The sequence below is a fragment of the Pseudomonas sp. GL_093 genome, assembly GCF_057837605.1.
On sequence record NZ_CM174448.1, the window covers coordinates 5,549,603 to 5,574,303 of the forward strand.

At 60.1% G+C, this 24,701-nt stretch carries 21 protein-coding genes; 6 read left to right on the forward strand and 15 right to left on the reverse strand.

Annotation, left to right across the window (positions count from 1 at the left end; translation table 11 throughout):
• The 4 genes from AC3IUE_RS25635 to zwf all read right to left on the reverse strand — a co-directional run bounded on the left by AC3IUE_RS25635 (position 1) and on the right by zwf (position 3,841).
• A complete protein-coding gene (locus AC3IUE_RS25635; RefSeq protein WP_489264147.1) occupies positions 1 to 726 on the reverse strand; it encodes an intradiol ring-cleavage dioxygenase in 726 nt (241 codons plus the stop codon).
• Between the two features lie 262 nt (positions 727 to 988).
• On the reverse strand, positions 989 to 1,654 hold the full coding sequence (locus tag AC3IUE_RS25640; protein ID WP_008151112.1) for a bifunctional 4-hydroxy-2-oxoglutarate aldolase/2-dehydro-3-deoxy-phosphogluconate aldolase: 666 nt from the start codon (positions 1,652 to 1,654) through the stop codon (positions 989 to 991).
• Between the two features lie 17 nt (positions 1,655 to 1,671).
• Positions 1,672 to 2,385 carry a 6-phosphogluconolactonase gene (gene pgl, locus AC3IUE_RS25645; RefSeq protein ID WP_046049489.1) on the reverse strand — a complete coding sequence of 238 codons (714 nt, stop codon included), beginning with the start codon at positions 2,383 to 2,385 and terminating at the stop codon, positions 1,672 to 1,674.
• Positions 2,372 to 3,841 (reverse strand): glucose-6-phosphate dehydrogenase, encoded by a 1,470-nt coding sequence (zwf, locus tag AC3IUE_RS25650; RefSeq protein WP_056741491.1) that lies wholly within the window; start codon positions 3,839 to 3,841, stop codon positions 2,372 to 2,374. Before zwf ends, pgl begins: the two co-directional genes overlap by 14 nt.
• Positions 3,842 to 4,083: 242 nt before the next feature.
• Here zwf and AC3IUE_RS25655 point away from each other — a divergent pair, with 242 nt between their 5' ends.
• Positions 4,084 to 4,944 (forward strand): MurR/RpiR family transcriptional regulator, encoded by an 861-nt coding sequence (locus AC3IUE_RS25655; protein ID WP_177318169.1) that lies wholly within the window; start codon positions 4,084 to 4,086, stop codon positions 4,942 to 4,944.
• Positions 4,945 to 5,055: 111 nt separating this feature from the next.
• Here the strand turns inward: AC3IUE_RS25655 and AC3IUE_RS25660 are convergent, their stop codons facing one another.
• The 11 genes from AC3IUE_RS25660 to edd all read right to left on the reverse strand — a co-directional run bounded on the left by AC3IUE_RS25660 (position 5,056) and on the right by edd (position 18,571).
• Complete coding sequence (locus AC3IUE_RS25660; RefSeq protein ID WP_489264148.1) at positions 5,056 to 5,910, reverse strand: D-hexose-6-phosphate mutarotase; 855 nt, start codon at positions 5,908 to 5,910, stop codon at positions 5,056 to 5,058.
• A gap of 108 nt (positions 5,911 to 6,018) precedes the next feature.
• Positions 6,019 to 7,365, reverse strand: a complete 1,347-nt coding sequence (locus AC3IUE_RS25665; protein WP_489264149.1) for a carbohydrate porin — start codon at positions 7,363 to 7,365, stop codon at positions 6,019 to 6,021.
• A gap of 91 nt (positions 7,366 to 7,456) precedes the next feature.
• Positions 7,457 to 8,617 (reverse strand): ABC transporter ATP-binding protein, encoded by a 1,161-nt coding sequence (locus tag AC3IUE_RS25670; RefSeq protein WP_056744982.1) that lies wholly within the window; start codon positions 8,615 to 8,617, stop codon positions 7,457 to 7,459.
• A 2-nt stretch (positions 8,618 to 8,619) separates the two neighbouring features.
• Entirely contained in the window at positions 8,620 to 9,465 is an 846-nt protein-coding gene (locus tag AC3IUE_RS25675) for a carbohydrate ABC transporter permease (RefSeq protein ID WP_056744981.1), read from the reverse strand.
• Positions 9,458 to 10,366: a carbohydrate ABC transporter permease gene (locus AC3IUE_RS25680; protein WP_046056150.1), complete on the reverse strand. Its 909-nt coding sequence runs from the start codon at positions 10,364 to 10,366 to the stop codon at positions 9,458 to 9,460. Before AC3IUE_RS25680 ends, AC3IUE_RS25675 begins: the two co-directional genes overlap by 8 nt.
• Positions 10,367 to 10,514: 148 nt before the next feature.
• Positions 10,515 to 11,816, reverse strand: a complete 1,302-nt coding sequence (locus AC3IUE_RS25685) for an ABC transporter substrate-binding protein (RefSeq protein ID WP_489264150.1) — start codon at positions 11,814 to 11,816, stop codon at positions 10,515 to 10,517.
• Positions 11,817 to 11,932: 116 nt separating this feature from the next.
• Positions 11,933 to 13,192: a D-mannose isomerase gene (locus AC3IUE_RS25690; protein ID WP_489264151.1), complete on the reverse strand. Its 1,260-nt coding sequence runs from the start codon at positions 13,190 to 13,192 to the stop codon at positions 11,933 to 11,935.
• Between the two features lie 226 nt (positions 13,193 to 13,418).
• Entirely contained in the window at positions 13,419 to 14,888 is a 1,470-nt protein-coding gene (locus AC3IUE_RS25695; protein ID WP_056744974.1) for an ATP-binding protein, read from the reverse strand.
• On the reverse strand, positions 14,878 to 15,609 hold the full coding sequence (locus AC3IUE_RS25700; protein ID WP_008155851.1) for a response regulator: 732 nt from the start codon (positions 15,607 to 15,609) through the stop codon (positions 14,878 to 14,880). The genes AC3IUE_RS25695 and AC3IUE_RS25700 overlap by 11 nt, the downstream gene beginning before the upstream one ends.
• A gap of 179 nt (positions 15,610 to 15,788) precedes the next feature.
• Positions 15,789 to 16,748, reverse strand: coding sequence for a glucokinase (locus AC3IUE_RS25705; RefSeq protein WP_489264152.1), 960 nt, complete (start codon positions 16,746 to 16,748; stop codon positions 15,789 to 15,791).
• On the reverse strand, positions 16,745 to 18,571 hold the full coding sequence (gene edd / locus AC3IUE_RS25710) for a phosphogluconate dehydratase (protein ID WP_008155848.1): 1,827 nt from the start codon (positions 18,569 to 18,571) through the stop codon (positions 16,745 to 16,747). Before edd ends, AC3IUE_RS25705 begins: the two co-directional genes overlap by 4 nt.
• Before the next feature lie 220 nt (positions 18,572 to 18,791).
• On the opposite strand from edd, the gene gap reads away from it, so the two are divergent.
• From gap to AC3IUE_RS25735, 5 genes are all read left to right on the forward strand, one after another.
• Entirely contained in the window at positions 18,792 to 19,793 is a 1,002-nt protein-coding gene (gene gap / locus AC3IUE_RS25715; protein ID WP_056744970.1) for a type I glyceraldehyde-3-phosphate dehydrogenase, read from the forward strand.
• A 29-nt stretch (positions 19,794 to 19,822) separates the two neighbouring features.
• Complete coding sequence (locus AC3IUE_RS25720; protein ID WP_008155845.1) at positions 19,823 to 20,287, forward strand: methylglyoxal synthase; 465 nt, start codon at positions 19,823 to 19,825, stop codon at positions 20,285 to 20,287.
• A gap of 90 nt (positions 20,288 to 20,377) precedes the next feature.
• Positions 20,378 to 20,896, forward strand: coding sequence for an RNA polymerase sigma factor (locus AC3IUE_RS25725; RefSeq protein ID WP_033056830.1), 519 nt, complete (start codon positions 20,378 to 20,380; stop codon positions 20,894 to 20,896).
• Between the two features lie 124 nt (positions 20,897 to 21,020).
• Positions 21,021 to 21,986 carry a FecR family protein gene (locus AC3IUE_RS25730; RefSeq protein ID WP_489264153.1) on the forward strand — a complete coding sequence of 322 codons (966 nt, stop codon included), beginning with the start codon at positions 21,021 to 21,023 and terminating at the stop codon, positions 21,984 to 21,986.
• A 122-nt stretch (positions 21,987 to 22,108) separates the two neighbouring features.
• Entirely contained in the window at positions 22,109 to 24,673 is a 2,565-nt protein-coding gene (locus tag AC3IUE_RS25735) for a TonB-dependent receptor (protein ID WP_489264154.1), read from the forward strand.
• Positions 24,674 to 24,701: the final 28 nt, after the last annotated feature.

Sequence of the window (24,701 nt, forward strand, 5' to 3'; positions counted from 1 at the left end):
TCACACCGTGTATTTGTCGAAGTCCTCGGGCTTGATCTGCGTCGACACCGCGAATGTGTCGATAGCGATGGTCATGTGCCCGAAAAAGCCGTCTTCTTTCGAATCTCGACCCAGGGTGTGAACGTTCAGGGTCGAGGCTTCGCCGCCCATGCTTTCATAGAAAAAGTCTTGATCGTTAGTCAGCGGCGAAACGGCTCGACCGCGGTACTCCCTGGCTTTGAGTACCGAGCGTGAAGCCACCTCGGGAAAGTAGAGCTGACCGACCCAGGCGACATGCCGTTCTTCCAGATAGTTATTGCCTTCCGTAATGCGTACGGCAACGTGTAGGTGCAGTGCGCGGCCGGCATAGAACCCTGGATAGATCGTGGTAAATCGCACGCTGCCGTGCTTGTCCGTAAATTGCCCGCCACGCAGGTAAGTGTCGTCGTCAGTGCGCGGGATCGAACCGATTTCATCGACGTCGATTTCCTTGTCCGGATTGAGCTTGCTCCAGCCCGAATACGCACCGCGCGCGTTGCAGTGCCAGATATCCACCAGAGCGTCCGTCACCGGTTGCCCCGTCATGGCATCGACGATCGTCAGCCTCAGCACCAAGGGGATGCCATCCATGCCTTCGCTGATGTTTCGTCTGATCAATTTCGGATTTCGGAAATAAGGACCGGCGATCTGTTCGGGTGTAAGCAGGTAAACCGCTGGTGCGGGTGAAACCGGAGTGTTGTCGTTCATGACGTTCTCTCTTCCATAAGATGAACGCAGGTTAGGACAGGGCCAGGCTCGATGTGCGGTAACTATGTATCGCATCATGTCCCCTTGTGGGAGCGAGCCTGCTCGCGAAGGCGGCCGCACATTCAACGAAAATGTTGACTGCCAGACCGCTTTCGCGAGCAGGCTCGCTCCCACAGTTTTTTGCAGGCAAAAAAAAACGGTGCACCGACCAAGCGCACCGTAAAGCCGTAGAACACACAACGAAGTGTTTGATAAAAGCCGATCAGTCCAGCAGCGCCAGTGCCTCGGCGGTGCATTCCTGAATGCGGGCCCAGTCGCCGTTCTTGATCCACTCGGGATCAAGCATCCAGCTACCGCCCACGCACATCACGTTTTTCAACGCCATGTAGCTTTTGATGTTGGCCGGGCTGACGCCGCCAGTCGGGCAGAATTTCACTTCGCCGAACGGGCCGCCGAGGGCCTTGATGGCCGCAACGCCGCCGCTGACTTCCGCCGGGAACAGCTTGAAGCGGCGATAACCCAGGCCATAGCCTTCCATGATGCCGGAGGCATTGCTGATGCCTGGCAACAGCGGAATCGGGCTGTTGACGCTGGCTTCCAGCAGGTCACGGGTGATACCCGGCGTGACGATGAACTGCGAACCGGCTGCTTCGGCAGCCGCCAGCATGTTGCGATCCAGCACAGTGCCGGCACCGGTCACCAGTTCCGGGCGTTGCTCACGCAGAATCTGGATAGCCTTGAGGCCGAACTGTGAACGCAAGGTCACTTCCAGGGCGGTCAGGCCACCGGCCGCGAGGGCGTCGGCCAGCGGCAGGATGTCCTGTTCGCGAGCGATGGTGATCACCGGCAGGATCCGCGCCTTGGCGCAGAGGCTGTCGATCAGGGCAACTTTGTCCGCCATGGAAACGGTCGGGGATGGGGTTGTCATAGCGGCTGATCCTTGGTTCATGGGCACCAGTAAATCTCTAACGTAGGTTGCAGAAACGCGCGAATCGGCATGGCGGCGACATCGTCACCGGCCAATGCGGCACTCAAGGTGGTCAGCTTGGACTGACCGGAAATCGATAGAACGGTGGTCTTGGCCGAGGCCAGAAGCGCGCGGCTCATGGTCAGGCGCTGATGCGGCACGGTTGGCGCCAGCATCGGGTAGCAGCGACGTGTGCCGTCGGCTTTCAAGGCATCGCTCAGGTTCGGGCTGTTGGGGAACAGCGACGCGGTGTGACCGTCGTCGCCCATGCCGAGTATCAGCACGTCGATCGGCGGCAATTCCGCGAGCAAGCGATCCGCCTGCTCGGCCGCCAGTTCAAGGTTGGCCGTGGCGCTGTACAGACTCAGGAACTGAGCCTTGGCCGCCGGACCTTGCAACAGGTAACGCTTGAGCAGACCGGCATTGCTGTCGGCGTGCTCAACCGGCACCCAGCGCTCGTCGGCCAGGGTGACGACAACCTTGGACCAGTCCAGCGTCTGCTTGGCCAGGTGCTGGAAAAACGCCACCGGGCTGCGTCCACCGGACACCACCAGGGTCGCGGTGCCGCGCGCGTCGATTGCGTCACTCAGTTGCTTGGCCACATTCAGCGCCAGGCCTTCGGCCAGCAGCACCGGGCTTTTGAACGCATGGGCGCTGACGCCCTGAGGCAGTTTCAATTCAGATATCGCCATACCACGACCTCCCATCCCGCGTGATCAATGCAATGGAGCTCATCGGCCCCCAGGACCCGGCCGCGTACGGCTTGGGCGCATCACCGGATTTTTTCCACCCGGCGATCAACTGGTCACACCACTTCCACGCGGCTTCGATTTCATCTTTACGGACAAACAGGTTCTGATTGCCGCGCATCACTTCCAGCAACAACCGCTCGTAGGCATCGGGAATCCGTGCGCTGCGATAAGTGTCGGAAAAATTCAGCTGCAACGGACCGCTGCGCAGCTGCATGCCCTTGTCCAGGCCTTGTTCTTTGGTCATCACGCGCAAGGAAATGCCTTCGTCCGGTTGCAGGCGGATAATCAGCTTGTTGCTGATCTGCAGGCGCTGCTCGGGGGCGAAGATGTAGTGGGACGGTTCCTTGAAGTGGATGACGATCTGCGACAGCTTCTGCGGCATGCGCTTGCCGGTACGCAGGTAAAACGGCACGCCGGCCCAACGCCAGTTGCGGATATCGGCACGCAGCGCAACGAAGGTTTCGGTGTCGCTCTGAGTATTGGAGTTCGGCTCTTCCAGATAACCGGGAACCGATTTGCCTTCGCTGTAACCGGCGATGTACTGACCGCGCACGACCTGAGTGGTCAGGCCTTCCGGGCTGATCGGCGCCAGCGCCTTGAGCACTTTGACTTTCTCGTCACGGATGCTGTCGGCGGACAGGTCGGCCGGTGGGTCCATGGCGATCAGGCAGAGCAGTTGCAGCAGGTGATTCTGGATCATATCCCGCAGCTGTCCGGCCTTGTCGAAGTAACCCCAGCGACCTTCGATCCCGACTTTCTCGGCCACGGTGATTTCCACGTGGGAGATATAATTCTGGTTCCACTGGGTTTCGAACAGGCTGTTGGCGAAACGCAGGGCGATCAGGTTCTGGACGGTTTCTTTGCCCAGGTAGTGGTCGATGCGGTAGGTGCGGTTCTCCGGGAAGAACTGCGCCACGGCGTCGTTCACCTTGCGCGAGGATTCCAGGTCCGAACCAATGGGTTTTTCCAGCACCACGCGGGTGTTTTCGGTCAGACCGACCTTCGACAGGTTCTCGCAGATCGCGCCGTAAACGGCGGCCGGTGTCGCGAAGTAGGCAATCACCCGCTGGGCGCCGCCGGCCATTTCGGCCAGGGCGACGTAATCGTCAGCCTTGAGGAAATCGACGTGTAGGTAACTCAGGCGAGCCAGGAAGCGTTCGACCACGGCTTCGTCCAGTTCTTTGGCGACGACGTAGCGGCGCAGCTCGGAGGCGATGAACGCCAAATGCTGCTGCTCGCTGCCAGGCTCACGGGCCAGCGCGATAATTCGCGTGTCCTCGTGCAAGAGGCCTGCGCCATCGAGCTGATAAAGGGCAGGAAACAGCTTGCGCAGGGCCAGATCGCCGAGGGCGCCGAACAAGGCAAAGGTGCACGGTTCAACCGTAATCGAAGGCATGATGTTTGTTCTTTTATCAAGTTAAGCTACAAATACCTTTTTTCAAGGCATCACTCAAGGGAAAATGTAGTAATAACCACAACATTTTCGCAAAATACAGATTCCGAGTGGTGGACGGTCGGAGCCATCAGTAGGATAGGCCACCGTTCAGGGCCGCATCAAAGGCCCAATTTGCATAGCAACACGCTTGTTTGCATCGCAGAGCACTCTTGTAGGCGAACCAAGGAAACCATATGGACCGCGTGCGAAATTTACTGGAACAGATCCAGAATCGCCTTGAAGACCTGAACAAGGCAGAACGCAAAGTCGCCGAGGTGATCCTGCTCAACCCACAGCAGGCCACCCGGTTCAGCATCGCCGCCCTCGCCCAGGCCTCAAAGGTCAGCGAGCCGACGGTCAACCGTTTCTGCCGTTCGTTCGGCGTCAGCGGCTACCCGGAACTCAAGCTTCAATTGGCCCAGAGCCTGGCCAGCGGCGCGGCGTATGTCAGCCGTGCGGTCGAGGCCGACGACAATCCGGAAGCCTATACCAAAAAGATTTTCGGCAGCGCCATCGCCTCTTTGGACAGTGCTTTACAGGCGCTTGACCCGAACCTGATCAGCCGCGCCGTCGACCTGTTGATCCAGGCCCGGCAGATCCACTTCTTCGGCCTCGGCGCCTCGGCCCCGGTGGCGCTGGATGCGCAGCACAAGTTCTTCCGCTTCAACCTGGCGGTCACCGCCCATGCGGACGTACTGATGCAGCGCATGATTGCGTCGGTGGCGCACACCGGCGAGTTGTTTGTGATCATTTCCTACACCGGCCGTACCCGCGAACTGGTGGAAGTGGCACGTATTGCCCGGGAAAACGGCGCTTCGGTACTGGGCCTGACGGCCGAGGGTTCGCCACTGGCCAAGGCCAGCACGTTGAGCCTGAACATTCCGCTGCCGGAAGACACCGACATCTATATGCCGATGACGTCGCGGATCATTCAGTTGACCGTGCTGGACGTGCTCGCCACCGGCATGACCTTGCGCCGAGGCGTGGATTTCCAGCCGCATTTGCGCAAGATCAAGGAAAGTCTGAATGCCAGTCGGTATCCGATTGGGGATGAGTTTAATTAACCCACACCGATCGTTCCCACGCTCTGCGTGGGAATGCCTCAAGGGACGCTCCGCGTCCAGTGACGCGGAGCGTCACGGGCTGCATTCCCACGCAGAGCATGGGAACGATCATCACGCCCCAACCCTTGCCTGCAAACTCAAATGCGCCCTCTCCCCCGGTGCCAGACTCAGGCTATCGGTCCCGCCGCTCGCGGCTTCCACACACACAAACTCCGAAATCTCGTTCCAGCTCACCCCCAGCAACGGCCGTGAGCCCGGATGCCAAACCACCGTGTCCGCATGGTCACCGGTATCGATGCACAACTCGCGCTGCCAGGCGTGGTCCTTGAGCTGTAATTCGCCGTCATGCTGGAACACCCGCTGACAGCCACCCTCTACCCGCAACTCACCTTCCTGATGACAAATCTGACGGTTCAACTGGTCGTAACCCTGCGCCCCGTCGAGCCCAGACAGCGCTACCTCGCCGACGTCACCAATACGCCAATAGGCATGCAACGCCTGACTCAATTGGCACGGCAGGCTGTCCTGATGCTCGGTACTCAGGCGCAAATTCATGCGTTCGCCCAAGTGCGCGTGCAGGTCCACTTGCCAGTCGCACAACTGAAGTTGCCAATGTAAGCGCACGCCATCGTCATCAGTGCTGCTGTCCAGCAGTTTCCAGTCGATCAACCGTGCCCAACCATGGGACGGCCAGGCGTTTTCGCTCGGATGACGGCCATACCACGGCCAGCACACCGGAACGCCGCCACGAATCGCGCCGACCTGCGGCCACTTCGCCGCGCACCAGAGCCAGGGTTTCTGGCCCTTTGGCTGGAAGTGCAGCAACTGCGCACCCTGCCGACTGAACACCGCCTGACACAGCGGATGGTCGATCACCAGCACGTCGCGCTTCTGATAGCGCTCCCACGCAAACACCGGACGTTCGCGCAAGGATTTGAAGAAGCGTTGTAGCGGATGCTCATGCATGTGCCACGGTCCTGAAAATCACCCGGGGTGCGCAGCCCCCAAAAAAAAGCGGACAGCCAAGGCTGTCCGCAAAAATGCGCACATGGAGAGGAGCTTATCGCAACAGCGTTAGAACACCGACTGAATTTTCAGGCCGGCGACCAGCGCGTTGTCGACTTCATCAACACCACCCGGGTGAGTGATGTATTGCAGGTTAGGACGCACGGTCAGCCAGTTGGTAACGTGGAAGCCGTAGTTGATCTCGTAGTTGTACTCGGTGCTACGCAGCGGCGAGAACAGTGGGTCCTCGTATTCGGTAACACCATTGGCGGCGTTGACCAGCTCGGCGTTTTTCTTCACGTCATCGTTGACATGGATACGGGCGAAACCGATACCGACGTCATCTTTTGGACGTGCATCGAACGGGCCTTTGTACACAAACATCAGCGACTGGTAGTTGTCGACGAAGTTGGTGTCCTTGTCGTGGAAAGTGGCGTTGGCTGCAACGTTCAGACCGCGGGACGCGTCACCGTTGTGGCTGGTGAGTTGTTGCTGCGCCACGAACCAGTAGCCGTGCTTGCTATCGTGGCTGCGATAGGCGTTACCGCTGGTGGCTGCATCATTGCCGTCGGCATCCTTGCGGACGTCATCGGCATTGGCCGTGCTTTTGTAGTAACCGACACGGTATTCGCCCGGCAGGTTATTAGGGTTCGGCAACCAGACCAGTTCGACCGGCAGGACGGTGCCGTTGGTACCACTGCCGCTGAGCTTGAAGCCGTTACCGTGCTCCAGTTGCGACGTGTTCTGGTTGTACGCGCCGATCTGCGCATAGAACTCAGGCGAGATGTTGTACTTCACGCGGACCGCAGCCTGCATGACCGGCCAGTTGTACCAGATGTTGGTGGCCCAGTTACCCGCTTGGGAACCGCAGAACGCCAGGTTCTGGAACTCGCAAGGGAAGGTGTTGAAGTCCTCGCCTTCGCCGAAGTAACCGGCTTTGACGTCCAGTTTGCCGTCGAGGAACTGGTGCTTGATCCACAATTGGGTCAGACGGACCATATGGCCACGGCCGTAGACTTCCTGGGAGGAACTCAAGGTGCCGGCACGCGGGTCGCCGACACGGTCATTGGAGATGTTCTGACCGTTACGGTTGGTGAACTGGATCTTGGCCTGGGTGTTATCCCAGCCCCACAGCTTTTGCAGATCCAGCGCCACGCCCAGACCAAACTGGTCCGCGTAACGCGCGGTCTTGTCATCATTAAACCCGCCGTGGAGGTTGCCGCCCACTTCACCGACGTAGTCCATCTTGATGTCGATACCCTGCTCGATCAGCTTGGTCCGCTCGCCACCCCAATCACCGGTCATCCATTCGGAATCGGCGCTGAACGCGTCAGCCGCGTGCACGCTACCGGCCAACATCATTGCCGCAACGGCTGACAACTGGCAGATAAGCTGAGCGTTGTTGTTCTTCTTCATCCCTACATCCTCGTTTTATTGTTATTAACTGTTTTTATTTAACGCGGTGACATCCCCTGTGGGAGCAAGCTTGCTCCCACATTTTTGATCTTCAGCGGCCTTTGAACTGCGCCACATTGGCACTGTGAGTCTCGGTTTTTGGCTGACCGGCCACCCCCAGGCGCTCCCCGGTCTTGGCATCGAACAACAGCACTTTCGATGGATCGAATTGCAGGGTCAGGGTCTCGCCCACGGCCGGTGCAACGTCCGGCGCCAGACGGCAGCAGACTTTGGTTTCGTTGAGATTGACGAACACCAGGGTGTCGGGACCGGTCGGCTCGGTGACCTGGACTTCGGCGCGAATGATCGGCAAACCATTCGGCTCGCTGCCCGCCAACACGATCTGCTCAGGGCGCATGCCGAGGATCACTTCGCGGTCTTCAAGACCGGCGTCCTGCATGCCCAACGGCAATTCGCAGCGCGCCTGACCGCTGTCGAGCAGCGCCACCAGACGACCGTCCTTGCGCTGCAACCGCAGCGGGATGAAGTTCATCGGTGGCGAACCGATGAAGCTCGCCACGAACAGGTTGGCCGGGTTGTTGTAGATGTCTTTCGGCGTACCGAATTGCTGAATGATCCCGTCCTTCATCACCGCCACTTTGTCGCCCAGGGTCATGGCTTCGATCTGGTCGTGGGTCACGTAGACCGTGGTGGTTTTCAGGCGCTGGTGCATCAGTTTCATTTCGGTGCGCATCTCGACGCGCAGCTTGGCGTCGAGGTTGGACAGCGGTTCGTCGAACAGGTAAATCTTCGGCCGCCGCGCCAGGGCACGGCCCATCGCCACGCGCTGTTGCTGGCCACCGGAGAGCTGGCCGGGTTTGCGGTTGAGCAAGTGTTCGATCTGCAGCAGCTTGGACACCCGCGCCACTTCCGCTTCGATGTCGGCGGCGGGCATTTTGCGGATCTTCAAGCCAAAGGCGATGTTCTCGCGCACGCTCATGGTCGGGTACAGCGCGTAGGACTGGAACACCATGGCGATGTCCCGGTCTTTCGGGCTCATGCCGCTGACGTCCTGGTCACCGATCATGATCGCGCCACCGGTGATGGTCTCCAGACCGGCAATGCAATTCATCAGGGTCGATTTTCCGCAACCCGAAGGTCCGACCAGGATCAGGAACTCACCGTCCTTGATCGACAGTTCGATGTTCTTGAGGGTGTCCGGCAGGCCGGGGCCATAGGTCTTGTTTACATTGCGAAGTTCGAGCGTAGCCATAATTACCCCTTGACTGCGCCGGCCGTCAGCCCGCGCACGAAATACTTGCCTGCGACCACATAGACCAGCAGGGTCGGCAGCCCGGCGATCATCGCCGCCGCCATATCAACGTTGTATTCCTTGGCCCCGGTACTGGTGTTGACCAAGTTGTTCAACGCCACCGTAATGGGTTGCGAGTCACCGCTGGAGAACACCACGCCGAACAGGAAGTCGTTCCAGATCTGGGTGAACTGCCAGATCAGGCAGACCATGATGATCGGGGTGGACATCGGCAGGATGATCAAGCGGAAGATGGTGAAGAAACCCGCGCCATCGAGCCGCGCCGCCTTCACCAGCGCATCGGGAACGCTGACGTAGTAGTTACGGAAGAACAGCGTGGTGAACGCCAGGCCGTAGACCACGTGCACGAACACCAGGCCCGTGGTGGTGCTCGCCAGACCCATCTTGCCGAGGGTGAACGAGGCCGGCAGCAGGACGGTCTGGAACGGCAGGAAGCAACCGAACAGCAGCAGGCCGAAGAACAACTGCGAACCGCGAAAGCGCCACATCGACAGCACATAGCCGTTCAGTGCACCGATGGCGGTGGAGATCAAAACCGCCGGGACGGTGATCTTGATCGAATTCCAGAAGTACCCGTCAACCGTGGTCCAGGCCTTGACCCAGCCAATGCCGCTGACCACGGTCGGCCAGCTCAGCAGGTTGCCGGAGTTGATGTCTTCCGGCGTCTTGAAACTGGTCAACAGCATGACCACCAGCGGTATCAGGTAAAGGAATACGGCAAGGATCAGCACGCCGTAGATCGCGATGCGACTCAGGCTGATGGAAGGTTTGGCAGCGAAACTAGTCATGACGCTTGGTCCTCAGCTCGGAGTACAGGTAAGGCACGATGATTGCGAGAATCGCACCGAGCATCAGAATCGCACTGGCCGAGCCCATGCCCATCTGGCCGCGACTGAAGGTGAAGGAATACATGAACATCGCAGGCAAGTCGGAGGAGTAACCCGGGCCACCGGCGGTCATTGCTGCCACCAGGTCGAAACTCTTGATCGCGATGTGGGCCAGGATCATGACCGCACTGAAGAACACCGGACGCAGGCTGGGCAACACCACTTTCAGGTAAATCCGCGGCATGCTTGCGCCATCGATCTGGGCGGCACGGATGATCGATTGATCAACGCCACGCAGGCCGGCGAGGAACATCGCCATGATAAAGCCCGAGGCTTGCCATACCGCAGCGATCACCAGGCAGTACACCACGCGGTCCGGGTCAATCAGCCAGTCCAGGCGAAAGCCTTCCCAGCCCCAGTCACGCAACAATTTGTCCAGGCCCATGCCCGGGTTGAGCAGCCACTTCCAGGCGGTACCGGTGACGATCATCGAGAGCGCCATCGGGTACAGGTAAATGGTGCGAATGAAACCTTCGCGACGAATGCGCTGATCAAGAAACACCGCCAGCAGTACACCGATCACCAGGGTGATACCGATGAACATGCCGCCGAAAACCGCCAGGTTCTTGCTCGCTACCCACCAACGGTCGTTGTCGAATAGCCGCTCGTATTGCGCCAGGCCCGCCCATTTGTAGGTCGGCAGGAAGGTCGACGTGGTGAACGACAAGACGAACGTCCACAGGATATAGCCATAGAAGCCGACCAGGACGATGAACATGCTGGGCGCCAGCACCAGTTTGGGGAGCCAGCGCTGCAGTGCATCGAACGGTGAGGCCTTGCTGAACACAGCAACAGAACTCATGGGAAGATCCCGTACGTGAGGAAAAATTACTTTGGAAATGCACCCCTTGTAGGAGTGAGCCTGCTCGCGATAGCGATGTATCAGTTGATACATCCAGAGTCTGACCATCAGCTATCGCGAGCAGGCTCACTCCTACAGGGGCCAAGCATTACTTGGCAGCTTTGATGGCCGTGCCGAGCTGCTTGGCGGCAATGGCAGGATCGGCTTTCGGATCGTTGATGAAGTTGGTTACGACATCAAAGAACGCACCTTGTACCGCCAGCGTGGTCGCCATGTTGTGCGCCATACTCGGCTGCAGGCCGCCGGACTTGGCGTCTGCCAGGAAGTCCTTGGCAGCGGTCTGGGCGCAAGAGTCGAAACCGTACTTGCCCATGTCGTTCAGCATGTCGATTCGAACCGGGATCGAGCCCTTGTTGATGCTGAAGACTTTCTGGAAGTTTTCACCCAGCACGATCTTGGCAATGTCCTGCTGTGCGGCAGCAGTGCCCTTGTCTTTCTGCTTGAACACGGCCAGGGAGTCGATGTTGTAGGTGAAGGCCTTGTCGGTGCCCGGGAAGGCTACGCACTCGTAGTCCTTGCCGGCGACTTTCTTGGCCGCTGTCCACTCGCTCTTGGCCCAGTCACCCATGATCTGCATGCCGGCCTTGCCGTTGATGACCTTGGCGGCTTCCAGGTTCCAGTCCTGGCCTTTGCCGTCGGCGTCCATGTAGGTCGCGACTTTCTTCAGCTCGGTCAGCGCCTTGACCATCTCAGGACCGGTCAGTGCAGCGTTGTCCAGGTCGACCAGGGCTTTCTTGTAGCCGTCGACGCCCATGACCGAAAGGACCACCGCTTCGAACACGGTGCTGTCCTGCCAAGGCTGGCCGCCGTGGGCAAGCGCAATGAAGCCCGCAGCCTTGAGCTTGTCACCGGCCGCGTAGAATTCCTGAAGGGTGGTTGGCGCTTTTTCGATGCCGGCTTTCTTGAAGACTTCCGGGTTGATCCACAGCCAGTTGACGCGGTGAATGTTCACCGGCACAGCCACGTAGTCACCCTCGTACTTCACCGTATCGGAGACTTTCTTGTCGAGCAGGCTGTCCCACTTCTCTGTTTTGGCGGCGTCTTTCAAGACGTCGGTGTCGAGCAGACCGGTAGACGCCCATTCCTGGATGTCCGGGCCTTTGATCTGCGCTACGCCCGGCGGGTTACCGGCAACGGCGCGGCTTTTGAGTACGGTCATGGCCGTAGCGCCGCCGCCACCGGCGACTGCGCCGTCCTTCCAGATGAAACCGTCTTTTTCGACTTGGGCCTTAAGAACATCAACAGCAGCTTTTTCGCCACCGGACGTCCACCAGTGAACGACTTCCACCGAACCTTTGGAATCGGCAGCAAGCGTACTCAGCGGGAATGCAGACAGGGGAAGCAGTGAGGCGAGAGAAATGACAGTAGCGAGGCGAGAAATCGCATTCATCTAGTAGTACCTTTCTTGTTGTTATGCATGCAAGTCTGGTGCTTGCGCTGCATGGATTTTAAACAGGAGTTATCCCTTCGCAGGTAACGAAGGGACGTTCGAATGTCACCACATGGTTACACAGGAGCGCTCTGGGATAACTGTGCCAAGGCAGTCGCCATGCTTGGCGCCAGAGGCAATCGCGGGATCAATACGGCTTGCCAAGCGTGATAAAGATCAGGTTTACCCGCCCAGATATCGGCGCTCGGACGGTTCTGTGGATCGAGTTCGTGATGCCAACTGCCGCTTTCGCGGTCGATGAAATGGCGGTCGCAGAATTCCCAAAATAGTCGGTACCAGCTTTCGTATTGCGCATCGCCTGTGCGTTTAAGCAGCGCACTGGCGGCGGCGCTGGCTTCGCAATGGGTCCAGTGCAGGCGATGGCGAACCACGGCGCGATTGTCCCAGTCGAGGGTGTAGACAATCCCCGGCGCCCCGTCGACATCCCAGCCGTGTCGGCAGTTGTGGTCGAAGAGTTTTTGCGCGTCGGTGGCGAGCCAGCCCGGCGTGAGCATCCCGGCCTTAACCCGCGCCGCTTCGAGATGCAGCATCAACCGGGCCCATTCGAAACCGTGGCCCGGCGTGGTGCCGTAGGGGCGAAAACCATCGGCCGGGTTGTCGTGGTTGTAGTCGCGAAGCGGCTGCCAGTCGCGGTCGAAATGCTCGACCACCAGGTAATCGTTGGCAGCGGCGTGACCGTGGATGACGCGCTCGACGATGCGCTGGGCGCGGCACAGCCAGCGGTTATCGTCGGTGACATCGGCCAACGCGAGAAAGGCTTCGGTGGCGTGCATGTTGCTGTTGGCGCCGCGATAGGCTTCCTCGACGCTCCAGTCACGGTTGAAGGATTCGCGCATCGCGCCCTCCTCGTCGCTCCAGAAATGCGTGTCGATGATGTCGATGGCATCGTCGAGCAAGGCCTGTGCGCCGGGACGCTGAGCGACGACCGCAGAACTGGCGGCCAAGGCAACGAAGGCGTGCAGGTAAGCGGCTTTATCGGTGTTGCCGTCGCGATGCTCGGGGGCAGCGAACCAGCCACCGTGTTCGGCGTCACGCAATGGGCCGCTGAGGGCTTTGATGCCGTGATCCACCAGCTCGGCGAAACCCGGCAGGCCCTGAATGTGAGCCATGGCGAAGCTGTGGGTCATGCGCGCGGTGTTCATGGTTTCGGCGTGGGCGTTGGCCGGGAGGCAGCCCTTTTCATCGAGATTGCCGAAGCCTTCGGGAAGCTTTGAAGCCTTGGCAAACGCCAGCAGGCGCAGGCCTTCGGCGGCGAGCCATTGCTGATGGGCGCGTGCGTTCAGCCAACTGCTGAACGCGGGTTGGAAGGTGTCCATGGGGTGCCTTTTTTGTTGTTATGACTGGGGGCAGTCTAAACAACGGGCGGTGGCGGGCTTGTAACGAAGGGGGCGAGTTATGTCACCGCCTTGTGACATTCGCCTAGAGGAATGTGTTGAATGGTCTGACCTCTTCGCGAGCAGGCTCGCTCCCACAGTGGTTCTGCGTCGTACACAAATCCAATGTGGGAGCGAGCCTGCTCGCGATGGGCGCGACGCGTTCTAACTAATCAACACTACGAGGCAAGTGCAACGTCACCCTTAACCCGCCTTCACGCAGGTTTTGCAGGCTGACTTCGCCGCCATGGCTATGCGCAATATTTCGCGCAATCCCCAACCCCAATCCATAACCCTGCTGCTGCCCGGCCAGGCGGAAGTGCGGCTCGAACACCTGCTCCATCCGCTGTTCCGGCACGCCTGGCCCCTCATCGTCCACATGCAGGATGAACGCACTCTGGTCGTCATCTATGTGCAAATGCGCTTTCTGCCCATACTTCAAGGCATTGTCGATCAGGTTGCCGATACAACGCTTGAGCGCCAGCGGCTTCCCCGGATACGCCGCCAGCGCACGCCCTTGCTGAGTAACGCGACCATTGCCGTTGGGCGCCAGATACGGTTCCACCAGACAATCAAGCACGTGGTTGAGGTCCACCGGTTCGATGTTTTCGTGGATGTCGGTGTCTTTCACGCATTGCAGCGCGCCTTTGACCAGCAGCTCCAGCTCATCCAGATCACGCCCGAACTTGGCTTGCAGCGTTTCGTCTTCGAGCAATTCAACGCGCAACCGCAAGCGGGTAATCGGCGTGCGCAAGTCATGGGAAATCGCGCTGAACAACTGGCTGCGCTCGGTCAGGTAACGGCTGATGCGTTCGCGCATCGCATTGAAGGCGCGGCCGACCTCGACCACTTCACTGCCGCCGCCCTCGGCCACGGGTTCGACTTCCGCGCCGAGGGACATGTCCCGTGCCGCCCGCGCCAAACGCTTGAGCGGCCGGCTCTGCCAGTGCACCAGAAGACCAATGAACAACAGCAAGAAGCCGCTGGTGAGGACGATGAACCAGACTTGCTGCGCCGGCAGGCCTTGTTCTTCAAGACTGGTGTAGGGCTCGGGCAACAGTGAGGCGATGTACAGCCACTCGCCCGGTGCCATCTGGATTTGCGTGACCAATACCGGCGGGTTCACCGGCTCCAGGGTCAGCGCGTAATGCGCCCAGGAGCGCGGCAATTCATCGAGTTTCAGGCCGCTATTGAAGATCCGCAGGTCTTCGGGGCTAACAAAAGTCACCGAGATATCCGTGTCCTGGCCCAAGGACTGGCGCAGCACTTCGTCCACCGCTTTGAGCACCGCTTCCTTGCGCGGGGTGATCGGCAGCACTTCCATGCCCAAGGGTTTGTCGTTGAGCGTCACCACAAAACGGGTGCCGCCCATGCTGCGCAACTGGTCGAGTACCAATGGCCGAAACGCTACCGGCAGTGAGCGGAAGTAACTGACGCTGGCGGTCATCGAATGAGCGAGACTACGGGCGCTGGTGACCAGGCCTTCCAGTTGGGTGGCGCGCAGTTGCGAGACCCAGATTACGCTCGACAGCGTCTGGGCGAACAGCACCGCCAACAGCGTCAGCAACAACATCCGCCCGAGCAGCGAACGCGGCACGGGAATCCGTGCGGCGAGCTTGCGGAAAAACTCAGTGGCCATTGCTGGCAACCACATTGGCGGCCAGTTGGTAGCCGCTGCCGCGCACGGTACGGATCAGCCGCGGTGGTTTTTCGGTGTCGCGCAGGCGCTGGCGCAAACGGCTGACGGCCATGTCGACGATGCGATCCAGCGGCATCAAATCACGACCACGGGTGGCGTTGCCGATGGTGTCGCGATCGAGAATTTCCTGAGGGTGATCGAGGAACAGTTTCAGCAGAGCGAAATCGGCGCCGGAGAGAATCACTTCTTCGCCATCGATGTGGAACAGCCGATGGCTGACCATGTCAAGCCGCCAGTCATCGAAGGCCAACACTTCACTGCCGGAACGCTCCTGCCCGAACTGCGCGCGACGCAACAGGGCTTTGATGCGCGCCTGTAATTCACGCGGGCTGAACGGTTTGCCGAGGTAGTCGTCGGCGCCCAATTCCAGACCGATAACGCGGTCGGCCTCGTCGGAGCTGGCGGTGAGCATGATGATTGGCACCTGCGCCTGACGCGGGTGCTGGCGGATCCAGCGGCAGAGGCTGAAGCCGTCTTCGTCCGGCAGCATCACGTCGAGGATCACCAGATCGCTCGGGGCCTCGTTCATCGCCTGGCGAAAACCTGCGCCGTCGGGCGTGGTACGAACCTGGAAACCGGCGCGGGTCAGGTAGGTGTCCAGCAACTCGCGTATCTCTTGATCGTCATCGACCAACAAAATCGACTTGTTGACTGAGCTCACGGGGCGGCGTCCTTGTTGTTTGAATTGGGCGGATTATGCCTTAAGCGCGGAATCTACAAACACTACAGAACCAACTGTGGGAGCGAGCCTGCTCGCGATTGCAGTTTTACATTCAACACATTGGTTGACTGACACACCGCCATCGCGAGCAGGCTCGCTCCCACATTTTTGATCGCATTTCAGGCTGGGTTGGATTGCTCCAGTGCTACCCCTGCCCCCATCAATCCGGAATACGGCGCCGTCACCAGCCACACCGGGATGCCTTTGAAGTAATCGCTCATGCAGCCCTTGTCGGCAAAGCACCGGGCAAAGCCACTTTCGATGAAGAAATCGGCAAACCGCGGAATCACCCCACCCACGATGTACACGCCGCCACGCGCACCGGTGGTCAGCACATTGTTGCCGGCCACACGACCCAGCCAGCAGCAGAACTGCTCAAGCACTTCCAGGGCAATCGGATCGCCGGCCAGACCGGCTGCGGTAATCGACTCGGGGGAATCCAGTACGGGTTCATGACCGTCCACCGCACAAATCGCCCGGTAAACTCGCGGCAAACCGCTGCCGCTCAACGCCGTTTCAGCGCTGACATGGCCGATCTCATTGAAGATGTGCTGCCACAACTGAGTTTCCCGCGGACTGCTCAGCGGCAAATCGACGTGACCGCCCTCCCCCGGCAACGCGGCGAAACGACCTTCGCCCAGATCCAGCAACGTGCCAACACCGAGGCCAGTCCCCGGACCGATCACCACCGCCGGCCGCAACGGTTCCGGCGTGCCTTCGCAGACCACCCGAAACTCGTCCGGCTGCAAACGGGTCATGCCCAGCGCCATCGCCGAGAAGTCGTTGACCAGCAACAGTTGATCCACCTGCAAGGTCTTGCAAAACCCCTTGCGGCTGAGTCGCCAGTGATTGTTGGTGAACTTGAATTCATCGCCGCTGACGGGGCCGGCCACCGACAGGCACACCGAACCGATCGAACCCGGCGCCAGGCCCAGCCCGCTCAGGTAGAGGGCAATCGCCTCCTCCGGGCTGGCGTGGTCAGCCGTCGCCAGCACCTGGATCGATTCCAGTTGCTGGTTTTTCCACAACGCGAAACGTGCGTTGGTCCCACCGATGTCACCGACCAAAGCCAGTTTCAATTAAGCGTCTCCAGGGCAGAAGTAAAGGCGCTGGCGCCCTGCTCCGCCGAGCTGAAGGCCATGCGCATGAAACCAAACAGCTCGCGACCGCTGCCGATGTTGTTGCCCAACAGGCCTTTGGCAGGTTCGCGTGCTGCGAATTCTTCGGCGTCCACCTTAAGCTCCAGGGTGCCTTTGACGCCATCGACGCGGATGATATCGCCCTCTTGCACCCGCGCCAAAGCGCCGCCCACATACGCTTCGGGGCTGACGTGAATGGCCGCCGGGATTTTCCCCGACGCACCGGACATGCGCCCGTCGGTGACCAGCGCGACTTTGAAACCGCGATCCTGTAGCACGCCGAGGAACGGCGTCATCTTGTGCAGCTCCGGCATGCCGTTGGAGCGCGGGCCCTGGAAGCGCATCACGGCGACGAAATCCTTCTCGAGCAAACCGGCCTTGAACGCATCGGCCAAATCCTGCTGATCCTGGAACACCATGGCCGGTGCTTCGACGACCTGGTTTTCCAACGCGACGGCGGAGACTTTCATCACACCGCGGCCGAGGTTGCCTTCCATCACCCGCAAGCCGCCCTCTGGCGAGAAGGCGCGAGCGACTGGACGCAGGATGGTTTCGTCGAGGCTTTCGATCGGGCCTTCGCGCCAGACCAGTTCGCCGTTTTCGAGGAACGGTTCCATGGTGTAGCGGCTCAGGCCGTGGCCCAGCACCGTGTTGACGTTTTCGTGCAGCAAACCGGCTTCCAGCAGTTCGCGAATCAGGAACGACATGCCGCCCGCGGCCTGGAAGTGGTTGATGTCGGCTTTGCCATTCGGGTAAACGTGGCTCAGGGTCGGCACCACCTCGGAGAGGTCGGCCATGTCTTGCCAGGTCAGTTGAATGCCCGCCGCCATGGCGATCGCCGGCATGTGCAAGGTGTGGTTGGTCGAGCCGCCGGTGGCGTGCAGGGCCACGATGGAGTTGACCAGCGAACGTTCGTCGACGATTTCGCCGATCGGCATGAAGTCGCCACTCTGTTTGGTCAGACGCGTGACCTGATGCGCGGCTTCGCGGGTCAGGGCATCACGCAATGGGGTGTTCGGGTTGACGAACGAGGCGCCCGGCAAGTGCAGGCCCATGACTTCCATCAGCAACTGGTTGGTGTTGGCGGTGCCGTAAAAGGTGCAAGTGCCCGGGCTGTGGTAGGACTTCATCTCCGATTCCAGCAGCTCTTCGCGACTGGCTTTGCCTTCGGCGTAGCGCTGGCGCACGTCGGCTTTCTGCTTGTTGGAAATGCCCGAGACCATCGGCCCACCCGGCACGAAGATCGTCGGCAAGTGACCGAAGCGCAACGCGCCCATCATCAGGCCCGGCACGATCTTGTCGCAGATGCCGAGCATCAGCGCGCCGTCGAACATGTTGTGGGACAGCGCCACGGCGGTGGACAGCGCAATCACTTCGCGGCTCGGCAGGCTCAGTTCCATGCCCGGCTCGCCTTGGGTCACGCCATCGCACATGGCCGGGGTGCCGCCGGCGAACTGGCCGACGGAGCCGATTTCGCGCAGGGCCTTTTTGATCTGTTCAGGAAAGACTTCGTACGGCTGGTGTGCCGAGAGCATGTCGTTATAGGACGAAACAATCGCAATGTTGGCGGAGTTCATCATCCGCAGACTGTTCTTGTCGTCGGTGCCGCAACCGGCCACGCCGTGGGCGAAGTTGGCGCATTGCAGCTTGCCGCGCATGGGACCGTCGCTGGCAGCACCACGAATCAGTGCAAGGTAAGCCTCACGCGTGGCGCGGCTACGGGCGATAAGCCGTTCGGTGACCTCAAGGACGCGGGGATGCATGTTTAGAACTCCAGGCTAACGGATGTGGCGACCTGATTGTCTATGCTGAACAAGAGCCGTTGTCGATGGGATGACAGACGGTTTTCTTGATCGGTCGGACCAGTTGATTCAGGTCACTCGTTGTAGATTGAACAAAATATTGCCATTAAAAAGGCTTGTTTTCTATTTTTATGCGAATAATCTTGTAATTCCAACAACAAAACGACGGCGGCCCTGTTAAATGACTCTTCGAATCGCAATCAATGGTTTTGGCCGAATTGGCCGTAACGTCCTGCGCGCACTGTATACCCAAGGGTATCGCCAGGATCTGCAGATCGTTGCCATCAATGACCTGGGCGACAGCGCGATGAACGCTCATCTGCTCAAGTACGACACTGTTCACGGCACGTTCGATGCCGATGTCCAGCACGATCAGGAAAGCCTGACCGTCAACGGTGACCGTATTTCAGTCAGCGCCATTCGCAACCCGGCCGAGCTGCCGTGGGCTGCCGAGCAGATCGACGTCGTATTCGAATGCACCGGTTTGTTCACCGACCGCGCCAAAGCCGCCGCGCATATTACGGCCGGCGCACGCAAAGTGATCATCTCGGCCCCCGCCAAAGGCGCCGACGCTACCGTGGTGTATGGCGTTAACCACGACATTCTGCGCCAATCGCACCAGATCATTTCCAATGCTTCGTGCACCACCAACTGCCTGGCCCCGGTGGCCCAGGTGCTGCACCGCGAGCTGGGAATCGAAAGCGGTCTTATGACCACTATTCACGCCTACACCAACGATCAGCACCTGACCGACGTCTATCACGTCGATCCGTATCGTGCGCGTTCGGCCACCCAGAACATGATCCCGAGCAAAACCGGCGCGGCTGAAGCAGTCGGTCTGGTGCTGCCGGAACTGGCGGGCAAACTGACCGGCATGTCAGTACGCGTGCCGGTGATCAACGTGTCGCTGGTGGACCTGACCGTGCAACTCAAACGCGAAGCGTCGGCCGATGAAGTGAACGCGCTGCTGAAAGAAGCCAGCCAGCACTCGAAGATTCTCGGTTACAACACCCTGCCGCTGGTCTCCAGCGACTTCAACCACAACCCGCTGTCGTCGATCTTTGACGCCAACCACACCAAGTCCAGCGGCAAGCTGCTCAAGGTACTGGCCTGGTACGACAACGAATGGGGTTTCTCCAACCGCATGCTCGATAACTGCCTGGCGCTGTGCAACGCTGAATAACCCGCTGTGAAAAAGCAGGAGCAGCACCGATGATCGGTATCAGCTTTACGCAAAAGACCATGGCAGCGCGCAAGCGTATTGCCTTGGTCGCCCATGACCACTGCAAAGTGTTTTTGCTGGACTGGGCCGAGCGGCAGAAAGACAGGCTCGCACAGCATGAACTGGTCGCTACCGGCACCACCGGGTTGTTGTTGCAACAACGCCTGGATTTGCCTGTGGAGAGCATGATCAGCGGCCCATTGGGCGGCGACCAGCAACTCGGTGCGCGAATCGCCGAGCAGCGGGTCGACATGCTGGTGTTCTTCTGGGACCCGTTCGAACCACAGCCGCACGACCCGGACATCAAGGCGTTACTGCGAGTCGCGGCGGTCTGGAACATTCCGGTGGCCTGCAACGAATGCAGCGCCGACTACCTGCTGAGCAGCCCGATGATGGAGCAGGCGCACGAACATCGGATCCCCGATTACGCGACCTATCTGCTGGGCCGCGCCTAGCCCTTCGCAAATCAGCTTCACAAATCAATACTTGACCACTCGAGCGGATGATAAGCATTATCATTCGCTCGAAATGGATCAGGTTCTCCCGTGAGTCAATCTCGCTTCAATCACGTCTTCATCGCCCAGCGAGTCTCTCTGCTGCGCACATTGGAGCGGATGGTCAACAATCACAGCACCGCCGAAGACCTCTTGCAGGAGACCTACCTGCGAGTGACCCGGGCGCTGAGTGAGCGGGCCATCGATCACCTTGAACCCTTCGTTTTCCAGACCGCCCGCAACCTGGCGCTGGACCATTTGCGTGCGCGGCGAATCCAGTCCCGCACGATGCTCGACGACGTGCCGCTGGACGTGGTGGAAAGCGTCGCCGCCCCAGCCAGCAGTGCCGAGGACGCCGCCCATGCCGAACAATTGCTCGAGCGTTTGAACGTGAGCCTCAATGAACTCAGCGCCCGTCAGCAGCAGATTTTCATCCTCAGCCGTCTGCACGGGCACAGCTATCTGGAGATCGCCGAGAAGCTTGGCGTGTCATTGAGCACGGTGCAAAAGGAGCTGAAATTGATCATGGCGATCTGCATCGGCGTGGCCGAACGGTTAAACGGCGACTGAATCTGTAGGTTTATTCTCTATGCGTGAGGATGAACTGCACTGACTATCGGGCTTTGCTACCCTTGCCCCACTTTCAAGCTTCACTAAAAAAACAGCGGTGCCAAGACACTGCCGAGGAAACACCGTGACGGACACCCACCGCTCCCTTCCGCCCTCCCCGGCGCGGGACTCCGCAAGCGCGATGGACCAGGCCCTGGACTGGCTGATCGTGCTGGACAGTCCGAGCGAGGAACAAACCCGACAGTTTCACGACTGGCTCGCCGCCGATCCGTTGCATGCCGAGGCGTTCGCCAAGGCTCAGGCGATCTGGGAGGGCGCGCAGGTCGTGCTATGCGCGCAAAGCCTGGCCGCCCGGCCGCCGAAAGTGACCGTCCTGTCGCGCCTGCGACCGCACTGGAAACCCTTGGCCACCGCCGCCGTGCTGATCCTCGGTTTGTTCAGCTTCAGTAATCTGCCGATTCGCCTGCAGGCTGATCACCTGACCGTGGTCGGTGAACGTCAGCGGCTGCAACTGGAGGACGGCTCGAAAGTCCTGCTCAATACCAATTCGGCCTTCTCCAGCACCATCAACGATCAACAGCGCGTGGCCCGTTTGTATCAGGGCGAGGCGTTTTTCGAGGTGGCGGCCAATCGCGGCCAGCCGCTGGAAATCGACGCCGGGCCGGTCACCGCCAGCGTGCGGGACACCGCGTTTGCGGTGCGCTATCTGGACGGCGTGACACAGGTTCGGGTGCAGCGTGGGGATGTCGACTTGCGAGCGACCCGCGACGACGCGCGAATCCGATTGTCCGCCGGAGAAAGCGTCCGCATCGGCCCCAACGGTTTCGACCGCCCCGCCAAACTCGATGCCGCGACCGATCTGGCGTGGGTCCAGGGTCGACTGGTGTTCGAAAACTGCCCGCTGAGCCAGGTGCTGGCGGAGCTGCGTCGTTACTACCCAGGCTGGATCATCAACAACAACGAGCAGTTGGCCGACATCGCCGTCACCGGCAATTACCGCCTTGACCAGCCGTTGGACGTGGTCCGTTCGCTGGCTCACATCACTTCGGCGCGGCTCCAGGAATTCCCGGCGCTGGTGATTTTGAACTAAATGAGAATTAATTTTACTCGATAGCCAAACCCCGTACGTCTCGTTATAGCCAATGCAATTGATTCGCATCTTCAGATGCCAGTCAGCACCTATAAAGATTCGTGCGACACGGAGCGCTATCGATGTCCTCTCGCCTTACCCGCCAACCTTCTTCACCTTCTCGCGTGCTGTCGCTGCTGACCGCCGCCATCCTGATGGCCGGCAGCGCGCAGCTCTGCGCCGCCACCGCTGCCGAGCAACCGACCCGCAACATGGGTGATTACGCGTTCGCCATCCCTCAGCAGTCGCTGGTCTCGGCACTCAATGCCTTTACCGCCGTGACGGGATGGCAGGTCGGCTTGCCGGCAGAATTGGCTGAAGGCGTGGCCTCGCCGGGCGTACGGGGTTCGTTGCCGCCGGAAAAAGCCCTCGATCGCCTGTTGGTGGGGACCAACCTGAGCTATCGCAAACTGGGCACCCACAACATCGTGCTGGAGAAGCGCAGCAACAGCAACGCGCTCAACCTGGACCAGGTGACCATCAGCGCCACCCGCCAGGAACAAGACGTGAACAGCGTGCCGAGCACCGTCACCGTCCACACCCGCGAAGAGCTGGACCGCAACAACGTCAATAACATCAAGGATCTGGTGCGCTACGAGCCCGGTGTTTCGGTGGGCGGCGCCGGTCAACGCGCCGGCCTCACGGGCTACAACATCCGCGGTATCGACGGCGACCGCGTACTGACCCAAATCGACGGTGTGCAGGTGCCCGACAGTTTCTTCAACGGCCCTTACGCCCAGACCAACCGCAACTACGTCGACCCCGAGATCGTCAAGCGCGTCGAGATTCTGCGCGGCCCGGCGTCCGTGCTTTACGGCAGCAACGCCATCGGCGGCGCGGTCAGCTACTACACGCTGGACCCGGACGACATCATCAAACCGGGCAAGGATGTCGGCGCACGCCTGAAAACCGGCTACAGCTCGGCCGACGACAGCTGGTTGACCTCCGGCACGGTGGCCGGTCGCACCGGCGACTTCGACGGCCTGTTGCACTTGAGTCAGCGCAATGGTCATGAAACAGAGTCCTACGGCGAAACCGGCGGCACCGGCCTGAACCGCACCGAGGCCAACCCCGAGGACGTGCGCACCACCAACGTGCTGGCCAAACTGGGCTGGGACTACGCCGACGATGCGCGCTTCGGCCTGACTTACGAGCACTACAAGGATGACCGCGACACCAACCAGCTGAGCGCAGTGGGCGGCCCGTTCAACGCAGGACGCGGTTTCGGCTTCTATAAATCCCGTACCGGCAACGACACCGTCACCCGCGAACGCTTCGGTCTGGAACACAGCTTCGGCCTGGACAGCGTCCTGGCTGACAACATCAAGTGGACGCTGAACTACCAGATCGCCAAGACCGACCAGAGCACCGAAGAAATCTACGCGCCGTCGCGCACGGTGCTGCGCAACCGCGATACCACCTACAAGGATCGCCAATGGGTGTTCGATGCCCAGGCTGACAAGTCGTTTGCCATCGCCGACACCGACCACCGTGTCACCTACGGCACGACCATCAAACAGGACAAAGTCACCGGCCTGCGCACCGGTAGCGGCACCTGCCTGACCGTGGCCGGCGCTTGCCGGGTCATCGGTGCCGCCAGCGCCGCCGACACACTGAAACCCGCCAGCGACTTCCCTGATCCGACCATCAACAGCTACAGCCTGTTCGCCCAGGATCAGATCAACTGGGGCAACTGGACCTTCCTGCCCGGCGCACGCTACGACTACACCGAACTCAAGCCGCACATCACCGACGAATTCCTGGTCACCGCCGACCAAAGCGGCAACGGCGTGGTGAGTGACAAGACGAAGACCTGGCATCGTCTGTCGCCAAAATTCGGCACCACCTATAGCTTCAACGACCACTACACCGGGTATGGCCAGTACGCCGAAGGCTTCCGTACGCCGACCGCCAAGGCGCTGTACGGTCGCTTTGAAAACCTGGCCGGCGGCTATCAGGTCGCGCCAAATCCCGACCTGGAACCGGAAAAGAGCAAGAGCTATGAAACCGGCCTGCGCGGCCAGTTCGAGGCAGGCACTTTCGATGTGGCGGTGTTCTACAACAAATACCGCGACTTCATCGACGAGAACGCCATCACGCCCGGCTACACCGAGACCACTTTCCAGAGCAACAACATCGCGCACGCCACCATCAAAGGCGTAGAGCTCAAGGGTCGCCTGAACCTGGACAGCTTCGGCGCCCCGACCGGTCTCTACACCCAAGGTTCGGTGGCCTACCTGTATGGCCGTAACGATGACAGTGGCCAGCCGCTGAACAGCATCAACCCGCTGACTGGCGTATTCGGCCTGGGTTACGACCAGAACAACTACGGCGCCCTGTTGAGCTGGACACTGGTCAAGCGCAAGACCCGCGTCGACAGCACCAGCTTCAAAACCCCTGACGGCACCAGCACCCAGTTCAAGACCCCGGGCTATGGCGTGCTCGACCTGGCCGGCTTCTACAAGGTGACCGACGACGTAACCGTCAACGCCGGTTTGTACAACCTGACCGACAAGAAGTACTGGCAGTGGGATGACGTGCGCGGTTACGACAGCGTCGGCGAAGCCTCGGTGACTCAACCGGCCAACCTCGACCGCCTGACCCAACCGGGTCGCAACTTCGCGATCAATCTGGTCTGGGATATCTGACCCTGCCACCTCACTGCGCAGCTTTTAT